Source organism: Desulfonatronospira thiodismutans ASO3-1 (assembly GCF_000174435.1).
In the GTDB taxonomy this organism is placed as follows: Bacteria; Desulfobacterota; Desulfovibrionia; order Desulfovibrionales; family Desulfonatronovibrionaceae; genus Desulfonatronospira; species Desulfonatronospira thiodismutans.
Genome location: NZ_ACJN02000001.1, coordinates 729,638 through 746,371, shown reverse-complemented (window position 1 = coordinate 746,371; position 16,734 = coordinate 729,638). Strand labels below are relative to the sequence as shown.

The 16,734-nt window shown below is 50.1% G+C and carries 12 protein-coding genes and 1 tRNA gene; 7 read left to right on the top strand and 6 right to left on the bottom strand.

Going from position 1 to position 16,734, the window contains the following annotated elements; genetic code table 11:
* Positions 1 to 32: 32 nt before the first annotated feature.
* Together DTHIO_RS03430 and DTHIO_RS03425 are read right to left on the bottom strand one after the other, a co-directional pair.
* Positions 33 to 938 (bottom strand): branched-chain amino acid ABC transporter permease, encoded by a 906-nt coding sequence (locus tag DTHIO_RS03430; RefSeq protein WP_008868958.1) that lies wholly within the window; start codon positions 936 to 938, stop codon positions 33 to 35.
* A gap of 226 nt (positions 939 to 1,164) precedes the next feature.
* Positions 1,165 to 2,289: a branched-chain amino acid ABC transporter substrate-binding protein gene (locus tag DTHIO_RS03425; protein WP_008868957.1), complete on the bottom strand. Its 1,125-nt coding sequence runs from the start codon at positions 2,287 to 2,289 to the stop codon at positions 1,165 to 1,167.
* Positions 2,290 to 3,389: 1,100 nt separating this feature from the next.
* On the opposite strand from DTHIO_RS03425, the gene DTHIO_RS03420 reads away from it, so the two are divergent.
* Genes DTHIO_RS03420 through DTHIO_RS03405 form a run of 4 tightly spaced genes read left to right on the top strand, consistent with a single transcriptional unit; the run spans position 3,390 to position 7,494 of the window.
* Complete coding sequence (locus DTHIO_RS03420) at positions 3,390 to 4,826, top strand: circularly permuted type 2 ATP-grasp protein (RefSeq protein ID WP_244156301.1); 1,437 nt, start codon at positions 3,390 to 3,392, stop codon at positions 4,824 to 4,826.
* A 14-nt stretch (positions 4,827 to 4,840) separates the two neighbouring features.
* Complete coding sequence (locus tag DTHIO_RS03415; protein WP_008868955.1) at positions 4,841 to 5,836, top strand: alpha-E domain-containing protein; 996 nt, start codon at positions 4,841 to 4,843, stop codon at positions 5,834 to 5,836.
* A gap of 24 nt (positions 5,837 to 5,860) precedes the next feature.
* Positions 5,861 to 6,646 (top strand): proteasome-type protease, encoded by a 786-nt coding sequence (locus DTHIO_RS03410; RefSeq protein ID WP_008868954.1) that lies wholly within the window; start codon positions 5,861 to 5,863, stop codon positions 6,644 to 6,646.
* Positions 6,643 to 7,494, top strand: coding sequence for a transglutaminase family protein (locus DTHIO_RS03405; RefSeq protein ID WP_008868953.1), 852 nt, complete (start codon positions 6,643 to 6,645; stop codon positions 7,492 to 7,494). Before DTHIO_RS03410 ends, DTHIO_RS03405 begins: the two co-directional genes overlap by 4 nt.
* Positions 7,495 to 7,729: 235 nt before the next feature.
* On the opposite strand, the gene DTHIO_RS03400 is transcribed toward DTHIO_RS03405, so the two are convergent.
* Positions 7,730 to 8,239 carry a nitroreductase family protein gene (locus DTHIO_RS03400; RefSeq protein WP_008868952.1) on the bottom strand — a complete coding sequence of 170 codons (510 nt, stop codon included), beginning with the start codon at positions 8,237 to 8,239 and terminating at the stop codon, positions 7,730 to 7,732.
* A gap of 1,213 nt (positions 8,240 to 9,452) precedes the next feature.
* Here DTHIO_RS03400 and DTHIO_RS03395 point away from each other — a divergent pair.
* Positions 9,453 to 11,513 (top strand): SEC-C metal-binding domain-containing protein, encoded by a 2,061-nt coding sequence (locus DTHIO_RS03395; RefSeq protein WP_008868951.1) that lies wholly within the window; start codon positions 9,453 to 9,455, stop codon positions 11,511 to 11,513.
* A 291-nt stretch (positions 11,514 to 11,804) separates the two neighbouring features.
* Positions 11,805 to 14,234, top strand: coding sequence for an ATP-binding protein (locus DTHIO_RS19470; protein WP_008868950.1), 2,430 nt, complete (start codon positions 11,805 to 11,807; stop codon positions 14,232 to 14,234).
* A gap of 221 nt (positions 14,235 to 14,455) precedes the next feature.
* Here the strand turns inward: DTHIO_RS19470 and DTHIO_RS03380 are convergent, their stop codons facing one another.
* From DTHIO_RS03380 to DTHIO_RS21340, 3 genes are all read right to left on the bottom strand, one after another.
* On the bottom strand, positions 14,456 to 14,791 hold the full coding sequence (locus DTHIO_RS03380; protein ID WP_008868949.1) for a hypothetical protein: 336 nt from the start codon (positions 14,789 to 14,791) through the stop codon (positions 14,456 to 14,458).
* A 105-nt stretch (positions 14,792 to 14,896) separates the two neighbouring features.
* Positions 14,897 to 14,987, bottom strand: a tRNA-Ser gene (locus DTHIO_RS03375).
* A gap of 509 nt (positions 14,988 to 15,496) precedes the next feature.
* Positions 15,497 to 15,655 (bottom strand): hypothetical protein, encoded by a 159-nt coding sequence (locus DTHIO_RS21340; RefSeq protein WP_008868948.1) that lies wholly within the window; start codon positions 15,653 to 15,655, stop codon positions 15,497 to 15,499.
* A 457-nt stretch (positions 15,656 to 16,112) separates the two neighbouring features.
* Between DTHIO_RS21340 and DTHIO_RS03370 the strand changes: the two genes are divergently transcribed.
* Positions 16,113 to 16,709 (top strand): LemA family protein, encoded by a 597-nt coding sequence (locus tag DTHIO_RS03370; protein ID WP_008868947.1) that lies wholly within the window; start codon positions 16,113 to 16,115, stop codon positions 16,707 to 16,709.
* The last annotated feature ends 25 nt before the right edge of the window (positions 16,710 to 16,734 follow it).

The window sequence follows — 16,734 nt, the reverse complement described above, 5'->3', positions numbered from 1 at the left end:
CTGAATAGCTTATGAGTTCCCGGTTGTACTGCTCAGACCTTGTCTGCCACCCTTTCTCCCAGGATACCCGTGGGACGGAATATCAGGATCAGAATGAGCACAATAAAGGCTATGCCGTCCTTCCATGCAGTGGAGATAAAAGCAGCCCCCAGGGCCTCGATTACCCCCAGCAGCAGTCCGCCGATCATGGCCCCCGGGATATTGCCTATTCCTCCCAGAACTGCAGCGATAAAGGCCTTGAGACCAAAGGCCCAGCCCATGGTAAAATTGATCTGGCCGTAATACAGTCCAACCATGACCCCGGCTGCACCTCCCAGGGCCGGTCCAATGAGAAATACCAGGGAGATGATCCTGTTGACATTGATGCCCATGAGTCTGGAGGCCCCATGGTCAATGGCCACAGCCCGGATGGCGGTACCTGTCTTGGTTTTCTGGACGAAATAGTAAAGGATGCCCATGAGAATCAGTGAAGCCAGGAGCACCAGGATACGCATCAAGGGTACATCCAGGCCCAGGATGTTCAAAGTAATGCGCGGCAGGATGTCATCCGGGTAGACCCTGAACCTTGGACCCCAGATAAGCATCACTAAGTTGGAGAGAAAAATTGAAGCACCCAGAGCGGAAACCACGGCAGAAAGCCTGTCAGCCTGGCGGACCGGGCGGTATGCCACCCTCTCCAGTACGACGCCCACTACTCCCACCATGCACATGATTATCATCATGAGTAGTATGACCCCGAGAAAAGGTCCAAGATAGGCAGTAACAGCAACACTGGTGAGAACTGTAAGTCCCAGGTAGGCACCAATGGTGAAAAGGTCCCCATGGGCAAAGTTGATGAGCCGCATGACCCCGTAGACCATGGTGTATCCCAGGGCAATCAGCGCGTAAATTCCTCCGACAGCCAGACCATTGATGAGCTGTTCGAAAAAAAATTGCATTTTAATATCCAGGGTTAGATTTTGAGGGCCTGCTGGACGCTATAAAGCTAAAGTGTCCATGATCTTGCGGATTGATTGCTGAAGTTATCTGTTAATTGCTATCAGGACAGTAGCAATGAACCAGGAACAGATAACAGGTGCCAGCAACCACGGATTGCCCGGAACCCGGAGCCCGCAATCCTTTTCAGTCCAAAACCCGGACTACGGACCCCGGATCCTGGACTTGCTAATTCTGCATAACGAAGTTGCCTTCGTCGTCGACCTGGTACAGTCGATACAGTTCACCGTACCGGTCGCCGTATTCATCAAAGGAGATGGTGCCGGTCAGCCCGTCAATCTCCAGCTCATCGCGCATGTAATCCGCCAGGACATCCCTGTCGGTGGAACCGGTGGCTTCCAAGGCATCAGTGAGAACCAGGAAGGCCTCTCCTGCCAGCACGGCCCAGATGGAGCCGGGATTGGAATCGTGTATTTCATTGAATGAAGACAAAAATTCAGTGGCCTGGGGAGTCTCCAGGTCCTGCGGCACTGGAGGGCTCAGGAAATAAAAGTCTTTTGCAGAGGCAGTACCGGCGATAGAGACCAGATCAGGATTATTGGTGGCATCACCTCCCAGCATGGGTACATTCCAGTTCATCTCGTTTTTCTGCCTCAAAAGCATGCCGGCTTCCGGGTAGTATCCGGTGAAAAACACAATCTCGGGCTCAGCGTTTCTAAGCCTGGACAAGATGGTGCTGTAGTCGCGTTCTCCGGGTGTCAGGGCGTCGAAGAAGACAATTTCCTTGTTGTCCTGTTCCAGCAGCGCGCGGGCTTCATCAGCCAGGCCGCGGGCGTATGAAGTACTGTCATGGAGGATGGCCACGCTGTTGTAGCCCATCTCATCTATGGTCTCGGCTGCGACTCTGCCCTGTTCGTCATCCCTGGGGCAGGTCCTGAAGAAGTAGTTCAGCCCCTGTTGAGTGAGACGGACGGATGTGGCCCCATTGGCTACCTGGATGACTCCGAAGTCGTTATAGATGTTTTGAGTGGCTTCGGTAATGGAAGAGCCATATGTTCCAATGACAGCGGTCACGTCCCTTGTAGCCAGGCGGTTGGCTGCGGAAACCGCTGTGCGGGGATCTCCACCGTCGTCTTCTACCCTTAGATGCACTTCCTGGCCGTTGATTCCCCCGGCCGCATTGACCTCATCCGCCAGCAACTGAACAATGTCCCTCATATCACGGCCTTCACTGGCCCAGGATCCGGTGAGGGGAGCCATGAGCCCGATTCTGATTTCGGCCCAGGCACTGCCCAGTCCCAGAAACATGGTCATGACCAGAGATAAAACCAGCACTTTAACCTGCACTTTCATGGATTGCCTCCTTCATAGGTAGGGTGGTAAGAGGTTGGTGAAATTAAGTATCAGCCTGGAAAAACAAAATTTTTACATAATTGTTTGCCGCTGATTGATGGCGGATTAGATTTAATTAAATGAATTCAATCAGTAAATCAAGAATTAATAATACCTCTGGAATGAAAAAGTTGTTGACCCTGCGTCGGTCCGTTCAGTCAATCCTGTCCGCTAAAAACAGTAAAGACATTCAGGCATTCTGTGGTGGCTGGTTCGCTTGTCACTGCAGCACGGACTTATAAAGGGTTCATGCCTGGAATTTGATTTGTTTGAATTAAAAAATAAAAATCAGGACCGTTAAAGAACGGTGATCAGGTTTACAAGCAAAAAATAGTCCGGCTTAAATTCCTGGTAGGCTTTTTCTAATGACACTTAATCTGGATACGGACCGGGCAGGTTGTTTTTTTGTAAGACAGGGCCTGTAGATGTATTTTTTTTACAAAATTGTGCACTGTACTTCAAGGTCTGATATAAAATTGTAAAAAATCGGTTTTTTTGATGCACCTGCAAAAAGTCGAGAAATCAACAACTCAGCCACACGTCCTGCCACACGTCCTGCCACGCGCTTCGCGTGGTTCGCGTGGTTCGCGTGACATATATCTTTGTTTTTACTGGCCTCTGATGTCTGATCTCTGAAAACAGGCTCCATCTATTAACCTGCCTCGCATAAGTCTTTGATTTTTTTCCCGGCACGCGCTTCATCCTGAGTCTTTTGGCTTTTGTCATCTGTCCGGGCAGCTCTCGACAGGCGACATTAAAATCAACTGTATTTGTTGCACATCTGTAATCTGGTCCAGTAGATGCTTGGTAACATACGGGGGCAAATCATGTTTAAGGTTTGAAGATTTCAGCAACCCGGACAACAAAGCGCCTTACAGACGTTCTTGTTCCTGTGGTTGCAGCTTGTTATCCGGTTTGACATTTTTGTACCTGGGTAAAGAGTAACCATTCAGGAACTACAACTGAGTGCCTCCTGAATGGTTACGGTAAAGCTGTCCGCAAGGGGAAACCCTTAAAGTTGAACCTGAAGCAATCAGAAGGGGCTGTCTATGTTGACTGCTTTGGAACAAAACTTCCGCAATTATGACCCGGGGCCTTATTATGACGAGATGTTCGAGTCGTTCCAGAGGCCCAGGCCGGGATGCAGGGTCCTGCTGGACAAACTGGAGTCTCTTTCCTTCCAGGAGATCCAGGCCATGCAGGCTGCTGCGAAACAGTCCTTTTTTGATCAGGGCATAACCTTTGCGGTTTACGGTGAGGGACAGGGTTCAGAAAGAATAATCCCCTTTGATATGGTTCCAAGAATCATAGAAGCCCGGGAATGGGCAGCGCTGGAGCAGGGGCTCAAGCAGAGAATTTATGCCCTGAACCTCTTTTTAGACGACATCTACAATGAACAGAAAATTATCCGGGATAAAATAATTCCCCGGGAGGTGATAGAGACCTCTGCGGGCTATAATCCTAAGTGCCTGGGCCTCAAGCCGCCCCAGGGTGTATGGTGTCATATATCCGGTACTGATCTCATCCGGGACCAAAACGGAATTTTTATGGTCCTGGAAGACAACTTGCGAACCCCTTCGGGGGTATCCTACGTCCTGGCCAATCGTCAGGTTATGAAAAATATCCTTCCAGCGGCCTTCAGTGAATCCCGGGTCCGGCCGGTGGAGAATTATCCCTCGCTCTTGCTGGATATGCTCTATTCCATAGCCCCGGCAAGTGACCATGTACCCAATGTGGCCCTGCTCACCCCGGGAATTTACAACGCTGCCTTTTACGAGCATTCCTACCTGGCTCAGCAGGCGGGAATGGCTCTGGTGGAGGGTGCGGACCTGGTGATGCTGGACGGTTATGTGCACATGCGCACAACCCATGGACTGGTCCGTGTAGATGTCATTTACCGCCGCATAGATGATGAATTCCTGGATCCGCTTTGTTTCCGCGGGGATTCCCTGCTGGGTGTTCCTGGGATAATGGAGGCCTACCGCAATTTCCAGGTGGCCATAGCCAATGCCCCTGGAACAGGTGTAGCAGATGACAAGGTGGTTTATTCCTATGTACCGGAGATAATAAAATATTACCTGGATGAGGATCCGGTTATACCCAATGTCCCCACATATCTCTGCCGGGAACCCGGACAGATGCATCATGTCCTTTCCAGTCTTCAGCATTTTGTGGTCAAGCCCGCCAACGAGTCCGGGGGGTATGGCATGCTGGTGGGGCCGGACTCCAGCCGGGAAGAAAGGGAGAATTTTGCAGCCAGGATACAGCAGAGCCCACGCAATTATATAGCCCAGCCAGTGATTTCCCTTTCCCGGTCCCCGGTGATAGTCAACGACCGTTTTGAAGGCAGGCATGTGGATCTCAGGCCATACATACTTTATGGTCAGGATATCCAGGTTGTGCCCGGGCTGACCAGGGTGGCACTGAAAGAAAACTCCCTTGTGGTCAACTCTTCCCAGGGTGGGGGCAGCAAAGACACATGGGTACTGTGTGAATAGGAGGTTTTTGTCTTATGCTGAGCCGAGCAGCGGATGCAGTATACTGGATGAGCAGGTACCTGGAACGGGCCGGAAACATAGCCAGATTTCTGGATGTCAACTGGCATTTGACCCTGGATGTCCAGGACCAGTACCTTGACCAGTGGATGCCCCTGGTGGTTACCACGGGGGACTACAAGGATTTCCAGGCCAGGTATCAGGAAGAGAGCAAAGAGGGCTGCATTTATTTTCTGACCGCGGATCCGGTCAATCCCAACTCCATACTGTCCTGCGCCAGGGCAGCCAGGCAAAATGCCATTTTTGTCAGGGATATTCTGCCGGCTGACATGTGGGAGGCCATTAATGTACTGTATCATCAGGTCCAGCATGCCTGTGAACGCCCGGAAACAATTCAAATGATGCCCAACAGCTTCTGCGCGGATGTAAAGTGGAGGAGCCTGACCATAGGCGGCATCGCCTGGGAAACCATGTCCCATAATGAGCCATGGCGTTTTTTTCGTCTGGGAGCCTTACTGGAAAGAGCGGATAAAACATCACGGATTCTTGACGTAAAATACTTCATGCTTCTGCCCAGCATCAACCATGTGGGGTCCACGCTGGATTATATTCAGTGGGGGGCTCTGCTTAAGGCTGTCAGCGGATTTCAGGCCTTCAGGCACGATTACGGCAGAATAGTGCCGGAAAAAGTAGCTGAGTTTCTCATACTGGACCGGGTATTTCCCCGCTCCATCCTGTACTGTCTGTCCCAGGCCCAGTCATGCCTGCACGACCTTACCGGCAACAACCTGGGGCGATTTACCACTTCCGCGGAGAGATACCTGGGGCAGATCTGTTCCAGTCTCTCATACAAAACCATACAGGATATATTTGATCAGGGGCTGCATGAATTCACCGAGGAGCTGCAAATGAAGATGAACAGGCTGGACACAGCAGTGTTTGACACTTTTTTCTCTTTATGGCCTGGTGTTCAGCAGGAGGTTGTTCAGGAGCAGATTAATGCCGGTGGCTGATTTACATAAAAAGGAGTGTATTGCATGACTTTCTGTCTGGGTATAGCAGTAGAACAGGGACTCGTGGGGATTGCTGATACCAGGATCACCTCGGGCAAAGAACTGACCAGCGCCCCCAAGATTACTTGTTACAATTTTGGAAACGGCAATGGGGCTTTTTTCATCATGAGTTCCGGGCTGCGATCCATCCGGGACAAGGTGATAATCTATTTCGATGAAGAACTGGGGCAAAGGGAGGAGCCTTTTGACCGGATTTATAAGGCGGTAAATGCTATATCCAGGCACATAAGGGTTGTGGCTGAAGAGGACGGTGCCTTCCTGAAGCAGAACGGGCTTTCCTTCAACATGCACATGCTTGTAGGGGGACAGCTGAAAAACGATGCCGCGCATCAGCTTTTCCTTGTTTACCCCGAAGGAAACTGGGTGATAATAACTCCGGGCACCCCGTATCACATAATAGGCGAAAGCGGATATGGCAAGCCGGTTCTGGACAGGACTCTTAAATATACAGACGATCTCTCTTTTGCCTTAAAAGTGGGCTGCCTGGCCTTCGATTCCACCAGGATAAGCGCTTCTGATGTCGACTTTCCTGTAGATGTCATCCTTTACTACCGGAATGCCGGAAACATGGTCACTCACCGCTACGAAAAGGATGAACTGTCCGAGATTTCCACCTGGTGGCAGGAAAAGCTGAGGTCCTTAGTTCACGAACTACCCTCGGAATGGGTGGAAGACATAGCTGCCAGGCTGACTAAAGTAAATCCTGAAAAACGCAGTCCAATAGAGCCCCCGGATGGTAGACAGAATTGATCTATTCCATAACCAACACCACTGTTTACCATTTTAACAGGGGAGTCTTTTTTGAGCCCCACTATTTAAGACTTTATCCCCGCAATGATCCCGGGCAAAAGGTGCTGAAGCACAGTATCAGCATAGACCCTCTGCCCACGGGTTACTCCACTGGGCTGGACGTTTGGGGGAACTCCTTTGTACTGGCCTGGTTTGAAGGCTTTCATTCCATAATGCAGATAAAAAGTACTTCCAAAGTACAGACGCTGCGCACAAACCCCTTTGATTTTGTCTTGCCGGGCTCCAGTCAAGGCATTCCCCCAGGTCTAAACCACCAGGAGAAAACCGACCTTAAATCCTGTCTCACCCCCCGGTTTTCTCGGCTCGACAATTTCTTTTCCTGGTTTGACCCAGACACCTGCAAAAGAGATGAAAACCATGTGGTAAGCCTTCTGTCTCAACTGACTAACTGGATCTTCGAGCATGTCAAGCTGGAGCAGCGATGGGACACAGGGATTATACCCCCATCCAGGCTTTTAGAAACCAGGCAGGGGTGCTGCAGAGACCTCTCTGCACTGTTTGTGGAGTTTTGCAGGCAGCTGGGAATAGCCTCGAGGTTTGTTAGCGGATACCAGGAAGGAGATGAAGACATTCTGGAGGCAGAGCTGCATGCCTGGGCCGAGGTTTATCTTCCCGGGGCGGGCTGGCGCGGCTATGATCCATCCCATGGTCTGGCAGTGGCGGACCGCCACGTAGCCCTGGCAGCAGCACCGGACCTGGAAAACATCATGCCTGTAGTGGGAACATACCGGGGAAACGAGGCGCGTTCCAGCATGGAACACAGCGTGCACATGAAAAGACTCAGGTAAATGAAGGCATTCATGGGAGTCCTCGGTGGTAGTTCCCGGCACAAGGCCCTGGGGACTGTCCCCCACTAAGTAATGATTATGCAGCTTGGCAAAATTTAGCGTCTGAACTTTTTGTATTCTGCAGGAAAGGTGTCGCGGGGACTGTCCCCAGGGCCGTTAATGGTTACGTTTGCAGGGACAAGTCCCATTGCACTCAGCTTTTTTAGCCGGGTATGGTACGCTTGTGCTGGAAAAATCACCACTTGTCGTAGTGTATTCTTTCAGGTTTGTATCTGCTGGGTGTCTTGTGGTCCTGGTCGGGGTACCCGATGACGACATAGGCCAGGGGAATTACCTGGTCTGGAAGATTGAACAGTTTCTGGAAACCCTCCTCTCTTTCCTTGATAGGATGAATCCCTGTCCATACTGAACCAAGCCCAAGGCTGTGAGCAGCCAAAAGAATATTCTGGGTGGCCGCTGAACAGTCCTGGACCCAGTACCCGGGGAATTTTTCCAGACTCAAATCAGCACAGACAAGAATGCCCAGCGGGGCTTTATCAGCCATTGCAGCATAGGGGTTGATTTCCTTGACTTTGGACTGGGTTTCCTTGTCCCGGCAGATAATAAAGTGCCAGGGTTGAGCATTGCCTGCGCTGGGGGCCACCATGGCAGCTTCAAGGATGGTTTTTATCTGTTCATCAGTGACCGGCTTGTCTTTATATTTGCGAATACTTCTCCGGTTCATAATGGCCTCAATAACATCCATAAGCTTCTCCTTTTTTGTATACTTGTCAAGGTTCTGGTCTAATAAATCTGAATGTTTTTATTTCTCCAGTCAAGTCTGATGCGTCTGCAAAAAGTACTGGGTTTTTTCCGGCGATCCTGCACAGAAAAAGAGGCCCATTCGGGGCATCATTTGAAAAAGGAAGGGAGCTCATACAACCACCCCCGGCCCCTCCTTGGCTAAGGAGGGGAGAGATAATGAAAAGGTCGGTTATAACCACCCCCGGCCTTAAGAAGTATGGGAGTAAGGGCGTATGGGAGTATGGGAGTCAAAACATCTTTACACCCACACATGGATACCCCCATACCGCCATACTTTCTTCCATGGGAGGGGAGTTTACGCCGTGCGCATAGTCTAATCGTAACCATTCAGGGGGACCTCGGTGGTGGCTGATGGCACAAGGCCAGGGGACTGTCCCCGCTAAGTGATGATTATGATGCTTCACAAAATTTTGCGTCTGTACTTTTCAGTTGTGCAGTAAAAGTGTCGCGGGGACTGTCCCCTGGCCGGTATCTGCCCCCTGAATGGTTACGTCTAATCCAGAGGGGCAGGGTGTCAGAAAAAGTTGCCAACATGCTTGAAATCTGTGCTAAGCGCCTTACATGCAGCTCTTGCTTCGAAGCTGCTTCTGGCTTAGGCTGAATGTAGCCATTCAGGGGGAGCCAGCAATCGCCACCGGGAATAGGCTTGAGGCGTACTCCCCAGCCGTGAGCGGCAGAGCCGCCCGCTCGCCCCGTGAAACACCCAGCACTCACTTTAATAATTTCGGTTTCATCACAAGCAAACAAATGGAAAAGTGAGTGCTGGGTCAGCGCAGCGGGTTTCACCGGGGTGTGCAACGAAGTTGCCAGCCTGCCCCGTTGAATAGCTCAACGAGCTAGCCCGCAGGGCATTAAACTGGGGTGCCAAAAAAATCTTCTTTGGCACGGGAAGCCTTCAGTCGTACACCCGACTAAAATACGCTTTGCTGTCCTGCGGAATTTTAGCGGGCACACGGGTGCTCCGCACACACGGTTTTGAAGAATAAAAGATCCCCAGCAAGGCATTACCCGCCTGGCAGACAGGCAAATTGGCAAATCTCCCCCCTGTAGAGTTACGGCTGAATCTGAACCCAAAAACGGCAGTGGTCGACCTGCTGACCCCGGAGGGACGTCTGGTAGCAATCAACTCATAACTTTTAACTCTCAAGCAGATTATGATTAATGGAAAGCTGATAGAAAGGCTGCGTAAAACTGATCGTTGTGCGCCTTCAGTTTCAGAACTGGCCAGGGACCTGGCTCAGATGCCATCTCAGGATCTAACAGATCTCATGCAGAAGCTGATTTATGATGGCGAAGATAAGGCCCTGGGCATTATGCTCAATGCCGTTGCCTGGGAAAGAATGCGTTTTGACCCCCAGGTACTGTGTCAGTCACTGAAAGTTGTGGATAACCTGGATGATTTTATTTATCCCTTTCGGGACCAGGATGAAGAATCTATAGGACCATTGCTTGACCTTGCCACAGCCAGGGATATTTCCAGTCAGAGAAATGTGCTGGCCGCTGTACTTGCGGCAGAGTTAAGTATCAGGTCGGGCACCAGGAATCAGGAAGTAAAAAAGGTTCTGACAAAAATGCAGCACGGCTTACTGCTTCCCGAGACCAGGGTTTATATTCAGGCAGCCTTGAACATGCTGCAGGACAATGACTGGCTGAGCAAATCTCTGCCAATTCTGGTGGAAAAAGACATTCATGAAGAACTGCCCAGGTCCAGAGCTCCCAGCTACATCGGCAGATCTCAAACAGTCCGCCGGCCTGTGGCCAAAATCAGCAGAAATGCACCATGTCATTGCGGCAGCGGCAAAAAATATAAAAAATGCTGCCTGGAAAAGGACGAGGAGCTTCTTCATGATGCATCCCCCTATGCCGGCTTGACCATGTCTCAAGTGATGGCTTCGCCGGATCTGGTGGAAGACACCGGCGTTATTGACAATATGCGGGCATACCAGCTGAAAAAGGTTGATCCTGAAAAACTCAACCCCAGGCAGTTGTTAGCTGCATACCGGAAGGCCGTCTCTTTCGGCCTGCTTGAAACAGGCTACAATATGCTTTTGGAGCTCAAGGGCAGACCGGAAAAGGAGCAGTTTGCCCTTGAGCGTATGCATGACCTTGAGCAAGAAGCCCTGGATGACGGCAATCTTGAGTTGTCTAAATTGATTCGCAGCCATTTACCGGAAGATGAACCAGACTATGCCTGCAGAGATTTTCACATGTTTCTCCTGGAAAACAAAGATCTGTTTATGGAGATGGAAAAGTACTGTCAAAATGTTCTCAGCAACCAGGACGATTTTTTCAATTATAATCCTGTGGACTTTGCTTTTTGCTTTGAAAAACTGTTTCCCGCCCTGAGCATAATCTTCATTCGTTCAGCTTTGCTGGATGAAAGGGGCTCTTTTCTGGATAGTAAATTCTTAATGAATGTTCTTCGCAGTTCCAGAGCGGATCTGGACCTTGATCCCCTGGATGACCCTGTTGAAGATTATCTGGAATGGTCCATGGATAAGTTTGAGCAGGATGTTGATCTCGAGGCCAAAGACAGGGAGATCCAGGAGCTTAAACAACAAATCTCAGAAGGACGCCGTGATGCTCTCAGGCAGGAGCGGGAATTGCGGGACAAGGAACGTGAACTTGAAAATCTGAGCGAGAGGCTGGAAAAGGAAAACAGACTCAAAAAGACCGGCGGTGCAGAGCAGGCTCAAAGTCAGGACCGGACCGGGGAGCAGGCCGATGTTGCTCATTTAAAGCGGCGTATTGAGCGTTTGAAAATGGAAATCAAAGAGCAGCAGAATGAGCGCAGCAGGTTGCGCAGCCAGCTTGAGTCCAAGCAGAAGGAAAAGTACAAAACTCAGGATCAGGCCGGGCAGGACAAGGAAAAGTCTGAAGATGTTGAGCAGGAACCGGCCCAGGAAGATGGCCTGGCGGTCAACAAAGTGTTTATTCCTGTATATACCGAACAGTTCAGAAAAAGCTGCGAGAATCTGCCGGCAGGCATTGTAGCCAAAGCCCTGCGGGCCGCAGCAGGATTTGCCTCGCACCACAGGGACACCCTGCGCCAGAGTAAAAGGCTGGAGCGGCTTTCCTCGGTTTACAGGGTGCGCATCGGACTTTATCACCGGCTTATGATCAGGTATGAAAAAGATGAACTTCAAGTGCTGGATCTCATCCACCGGCAGGAGCTGGAAAAATGGATCCGGCAGTATTCCGGGCAGGCAGGATGACATTGGCTTTTTTACCCAGATCAGGTTTGACCGAAAATGGGTAAAAAACGCCCTTTGCTATTAAGGGCAATAGTCATTGTATTTTTTGGTGAGTGACAAATCCATCCTGGCACCTTCCCTAAGAGTGCTTGCAATTTTAAAACCTTCCATGTTACTTAAAACTTCGGGCTGTAGGTTCACTTCCTGCCCAAGGCCTTTTTCCATGCAGTTATGAACAGGTCCCGAACAAATCTAAAGCAGATTGAATGCAGCTGTTGCAGCGTAATGTGCTTGTCCAGCTGAACTAAAAAAATGAATATATTCAAGCTTACCCTCCGCAAAAAATTCCTTCTTGCTCTGGTTGCAGCCTGTCTGGTGGCCCTGGTGCCGACCATCCTCATTGGTTGGCAGGTCTTGGAGAGCGGCAAGAACTATTTCGGGCGGGCCTACACAGAAAACTTTACCCTGCTCAAGGCCCAGGAGATTAAGGAGCCTGTAAGCAAAGAGCTGGCCCTGGCCCAGCGCTTTGCAGACTCAGTCCTGTTGAGGCAGTGGCTGCAGGATCCTCTTTCGGAAAACAAAAGGTCCATCTTTTTTCAGGAAGCACAGGGATACCAGGATGTTTTTCAGGACAGCAGCTATTTTTTAGTCAACCGGGAAACCCTGGCTTACTACTACAACGGTCCCGACAAGGAAAAAAGCCAGGAGCCCCGCTATTATCTGGACCCTGAAAATCCTGACGATTCCTGGTTTTTCAGTGCAATGGAGTTCGGCACCTACAATATCAATGTAAATCCGGATGTGCACCTGGATGAAGTCAAGGTCTGGATAAATGTGCCAGTATGGAATGGTGAACAAAAGATTGGCATGGCCGGCACTGGCCTTGATCTATCCGGCTTTCTCCAGGAGTTCATTGCGGTGGATGAACCCGGGGTAACTCCTGTTATTCTGGACTCGGCAGGTCTTATCCAGGCCCATCCGGACCATAGCCTCATAGCCTATGGTTCAGGTGCAGAGATTGATGCGCAGCTGCGTCCTGAGAGGCATCAGTCTTTTCTACAGAGCCATTTCTCCACACCGGGGTACGTTCAAAGACTGAATCAGGCCATGCAGATGGCCCGGGAAAATCCCGCTCAGGTTCAGACTTTCTGGGCCGACCTGGATGGTAGAAAACAGCTCATATCACTTGCCTGGATTCCTGAATTGAGCTGGCATGTGGTCACTGCCGTGGATCTGCAGTCGGCACAGGTGGTGGAAGGTGCCTGGTTGAGCAAGGCTGTGGCTGTTCTGGCTGTCATGCTGGTGCTTTTGCTTTTTATGTTTGCTTATGGGGTGGAGAGAATAGTGCTGCGTCCTTTGAATAAGCTGCATAATTCTGCCGATGCCCTGGCCCGTGGGGAGTATGATGTTGACCTGCCTCCTGCCGGGTCTGATGAGGTAGGAGGTCTGACCCGGGCCTTTTCCGGTATGGCCCGGAAGATCAAAAGCCATACCAGGGAGCTGGAGGACAGGGTCAGGGAGAGGACCGGCGAGCTGGAAGAAAAATCCAGCCAGCTGGAAGCGGCCAGGGATAAAGCTGAAACCGCCAACAGGGCCAAGAGTGAGTTTCTGGCCAACATGAGCCATGAGATACGAACGCCATTGAACGGCATTACTGGCATGATGCAGCTTCTGCAGACCACCAGGCTGGACAGCAACCAAAAGGAATACGTCGACCTGGCCCTGTCATCAGCCAGCAGATTGACGCGACTGCTTTCGGATATCCTGGATCTTTCCAGGGTCGAGGCCGGTCGGATGGTTATTTTGGAGGAGGAGTTTAATGTCCAGGAGCTTTGCAGATCAGTATGCGAGCTGTTCAGGATTCAGGCCGGTGAAAAGGGTATTGAACTGGAATATACCCTGGATCCATCCCTGCCCTCCAGGCTCATGGGGGATGAGACCCGGCTGCAGCAGATACTTTTTAACCTGGTGGGCAATTCACTTAAGTTTACCAGGGAGGGCAGGGTAAGGATAAACTGGACCCTTCAGAAACGGGGGTTGGACAGGCATCAGGTGCTCATCACGGTGACTGATACCGGTTCTGGGATAGCACCGGAAAAACTGGATGACCTTTTTCAGCCATTTGTCCAGGAGGACGGCTCCAGCACCCGCAGGCATGAAGGGGCAGGCCTTGGTCTCTCAATAGTAAGCAGGCTGGTGGATCTGATGCACGGAACTATTTCTGTGGATAGTGCACCGGGCGAAGGAACAGCATTTTACATATTTCTGCCGTTAAAGGTTCCTGCTGCTCCTGAAGCAGACCAGGATGATGCCCTGCAAAACCATAAAGGTGCCGGTAAACCCTTGCGTATTCTCGTGGCCGAGGACGAACCTACCAACCAGTTGTTTGCCGGCAGACTTCTTGAATACCTGGGGCATAAAGTGATGATTGCCGAGGATGGCTCTCAGGCTTTGGAGCTTTTGCAACAACATGAATTCGACTGCATCCTTATGGATATACGCATGCCCTTTATGGACGGTCTGGAGGCTGCCAGGGCCATTCGTACTTCCCGGGAACTGGGAGCCAGAAGAGATGTACCTATAATCGCCATGACCGCTCATGCCATGGAAGGGGACAGAGAGGTATTTTTTCAGGCCGGTATGAATGGTTATCTGGCCAAGCCCGTACAGAAAGAAGATCTGGAAAAGGTTCTGCAAGGTATACAGAATAAGGTCGGGGGATATTTGTATACGCCGGTATAAATAATCCAGACCAGAATTTTCTCGTAAGCCTGGCCAAAAAAGGCGAGCAGGTTTTGACAATGCTTGCACACCAGGAATTCGACTGTAATTCTTATGGATATTCACATGCCGGTCATGGACGGGCTGGAGTCCACGCGGCGGATAAGAAGCATGGAGCCCCATTGAAACCCCTGTCTACGACAGGGAGCCCTTTGGTTAAAGGGACTTCCTGAATCCCTCGATTATTCAATGGGCTCCATTTCCCGTCCGCAGCACAGAGGTATTTCCTGGTCTTTAACTATGTGAATATACTTGTTGCATATAGAACAGTAGAAGGTATTATCTTCAGAGGCCTTGCTGGTTGACCATTGAGTTTTCCGGGGTTCGGGGGCTGGGATGTCTTCGATGTGAAAACGGGCCTGGCTGTTTTTCTGCGGGTGGTATTCACCAACAGGATTGAGCTTTTTGTTCTCACGCACACAGTCCACAATCAACTTCCACAGTTTTTCCAGGTCCTGGGCTTCATCAGTGTTTTCAGGAGCTAATTCCACCAGGTTGTTATCGATGTTGATTTTCATGATGCCTCCACTGGTGCTGGTTTGGTGTTGCTTGTTAATAATAATTGTATTAGATGGGAGATGAGTGAGATTCTTGGCTGTAAGGGCTTGAAATTATTGACTTGATGGCGGAGAGGGAGGGATTCGAACCCTCGGTACCCGCTAGGGTACACACGATTTCCAATCGTGCTCCTTCGGCCAACTCGGACACCTCTCCACTTGATTTATCCGCATGGTTGAGCGATTGTATTTTCCTAAAGTTTTCCCGTTTTACAACAGAATCGACTATGAACATTTGCTCATAAACCATTGCGTTAAGAAGAAATCATATAATCGAATCGTACGATATAGTCAATAGTAAATCATCTCCATTTTTCTTATAATACTGTTTATCCACTCAAATAAAGGGGTGATCCTTATGTGGATTCAACCTGCAGCGACACTAATAAAGTGGTTTGCTTGTTACATCAGGGACAGGTATCCCCGCACTTGTTTATCTGAAGGAAGTTTTGCTGATTTTTAAAAATAAGTGCGGGGAGAGCCAGTCCCTTGAGGAACAAATGATTGTCGTTGACAGGTTAATTGTAACCATTCAGGGGGAACGGAATCGGCCAGCAATCAATACCGAGGAACCCCTGAATGGTTACCATTTCTCTTCCGGGGAAAGTTGTACCTGACACATGCCCTGCCCCAGTAAGTGATGCATAAAGCTGACAACCAGCTGGCTCAAGACTGGGGATCAACTGGCTCTGGAAGTTCAGGAGCCGGCTTGACAGGTGCAGGGCTGTCTGTAGGTGCGGCTGAACGCTCTGCGTTACATCCCATAAAACCAAAAATCAGCATACCGCACAGCATCAGTGCAAACAAAAAACTGACTGTTTTCATTGCCTCCTCCTCCGTTGATTTGATAGTTTAAAAGCCACAAAAATCTATCACTGGAATTCCTGTATCACTTTACATAAAAAATCACAAGCTGATTATGACAGTTTTTTACTAGACTCCGGAAATCTGCCGGATAGCCAGGTTGTAAGTGTACCGTAGCGGGACTGTTTAAGTGTAACCATTCAGGGGGGGCAGGTACCGGCCAGGAGGACAGTCCCCGCGACACTTGTCCTGCACAAATACACAAAGTACAGACGCAAAATTTTGTGAAGTTGCATAATTATTACTTAGCGGGGGACAGTCCCCTGGCCTTGTGCCATTAGTCACCATCGAGGATCCCCTGAATGCTTACGGCAGATAGGTCTTGCCTGCTTCAGCCCAACCTGCTATCTCTTTTTTGTCGGTAAATCGTTTGCCATGTCAACTAAGTAATACAGTCATCGCATTAAAAGGAGAGAATATGTCCAGTATCGCATGGATTGTCCCGGTTTTGCTCCTGGCCTTTTTTATTTTTTATATGTTCCGGACTTACAACCACCTGATCAAGCTCAAGAACCGCTACCAGAATGCCTTTTCCCAGATAGATGTCCAGCTTAAGCGCAGGTACGACCTTATACCAAACTTAGTGGAGACTGCCCGGTCATACATGCAGCATGAGCGCGAAACCCTGGAAAACGTTATCAAGGCCCGCAACCAGGCCCTTGAAGCTTCGAAGCAGGCAAGCTCGGATCCGGGTGAGCCGGACCTTATGCAGAAGCTGTCCGGTGCTGAGGGGCTTCTTTCCGGGTCACTGGGCAGGTTGTTCGCCTTGGCCGAAAATTATCCCGACCTCAAGGCCAACCAAAATATGATGCAGCTTTCGGAAGAACTGACCAGCACCGAGAACAAAATCTCCTTTGCCAGGCAGGCATACAATGATGCGGTTATGGCCTACAATACATACAAGCAGTCCATGCCGCAGGCTGTTTTTGCCCCTGCCATGGGTTTTAAAAAAGCTTCTTTTCTGGAATTCGACAGAGAGGAGATAAAAGAAGTCCCCAAAGTCTCATTTTCCTGAACTTTTGAGTCCGGTTGTATTCCAG

Bases quoted from the DNA above. Each gene is read 5' to 3' on its own strand.
- DTHIO_RS03425 (WP_008868957.1), bottom strand. From the start codon at position 2,289: ATGAAAGTGCAGGTTAAAGTGCTGGTTTTATCTCTGGTCATGACCATG.
- DTHIO_RS03395 (WP_008868951.1), top strand. From the start codon at position 9,453: ATGATTAATGGAAAGCTGATAGAAAGGCTGCGTAAAACTGATCGTTGT.
- DTHIO_RS21340 (WP_008868948.1), bottom strand. From the start codon at position 15,655: ATGAAAACAGTCAGTTTTTTGTTTGCACTGATGCTGTGCGGTATGCTG.
- DTHIO_RS03415 (WP_008868955.1), top strand. From the start codon at position 4,841: ATGCTGAGCCGAGCAGCGGATGCAGTATACTGGATGAGCAGGTACCTG.
- DTHIO_RS03370 (WP_008868947.1), top strand. From the start codon at position 16,113: ATGTCCAGTATCGCATGGATTGTCCCGGTTTTGCTCCTGGCCTTTTTT.
- DTHIO_RS03380 (WP_008868949.1), bottom strand. From the start codon at position 14,791: ATGAAAATCAACATCGATAACAACCTGGTGGAATTAGCTCCTGAAAAC.
- DTHIO_RS19470 (WP_008868950.1), top strand. From the start codon at position 11,805: ATGAATATATTCAAGCTTACCCTCCGCAAAAAATTCCTTCTTGCTCTG.
- DTHIO_RS03410 (WP_008868954.1), top strand. From the start codon at position 5,861: ATGACTTTCTGTCTGGGTATAGCAGTAGAACAGGGACTCGTGGGGATT.
- DTHIO_RS03430 (WP_008868958.1), bottom strand. From the start codon at position 938: ATGCAATTTTTTTTCGAACAGCTCATCAATGGTCTGGCTGTCGGAGGA.
- DTHIO_RS03400 (WP_008868952.1), bottom strand. From the start codon at position 8,239: ATGGATGTTATTGAGGCCATTATGAACCGGAGAAGTATTCGCAAATAT.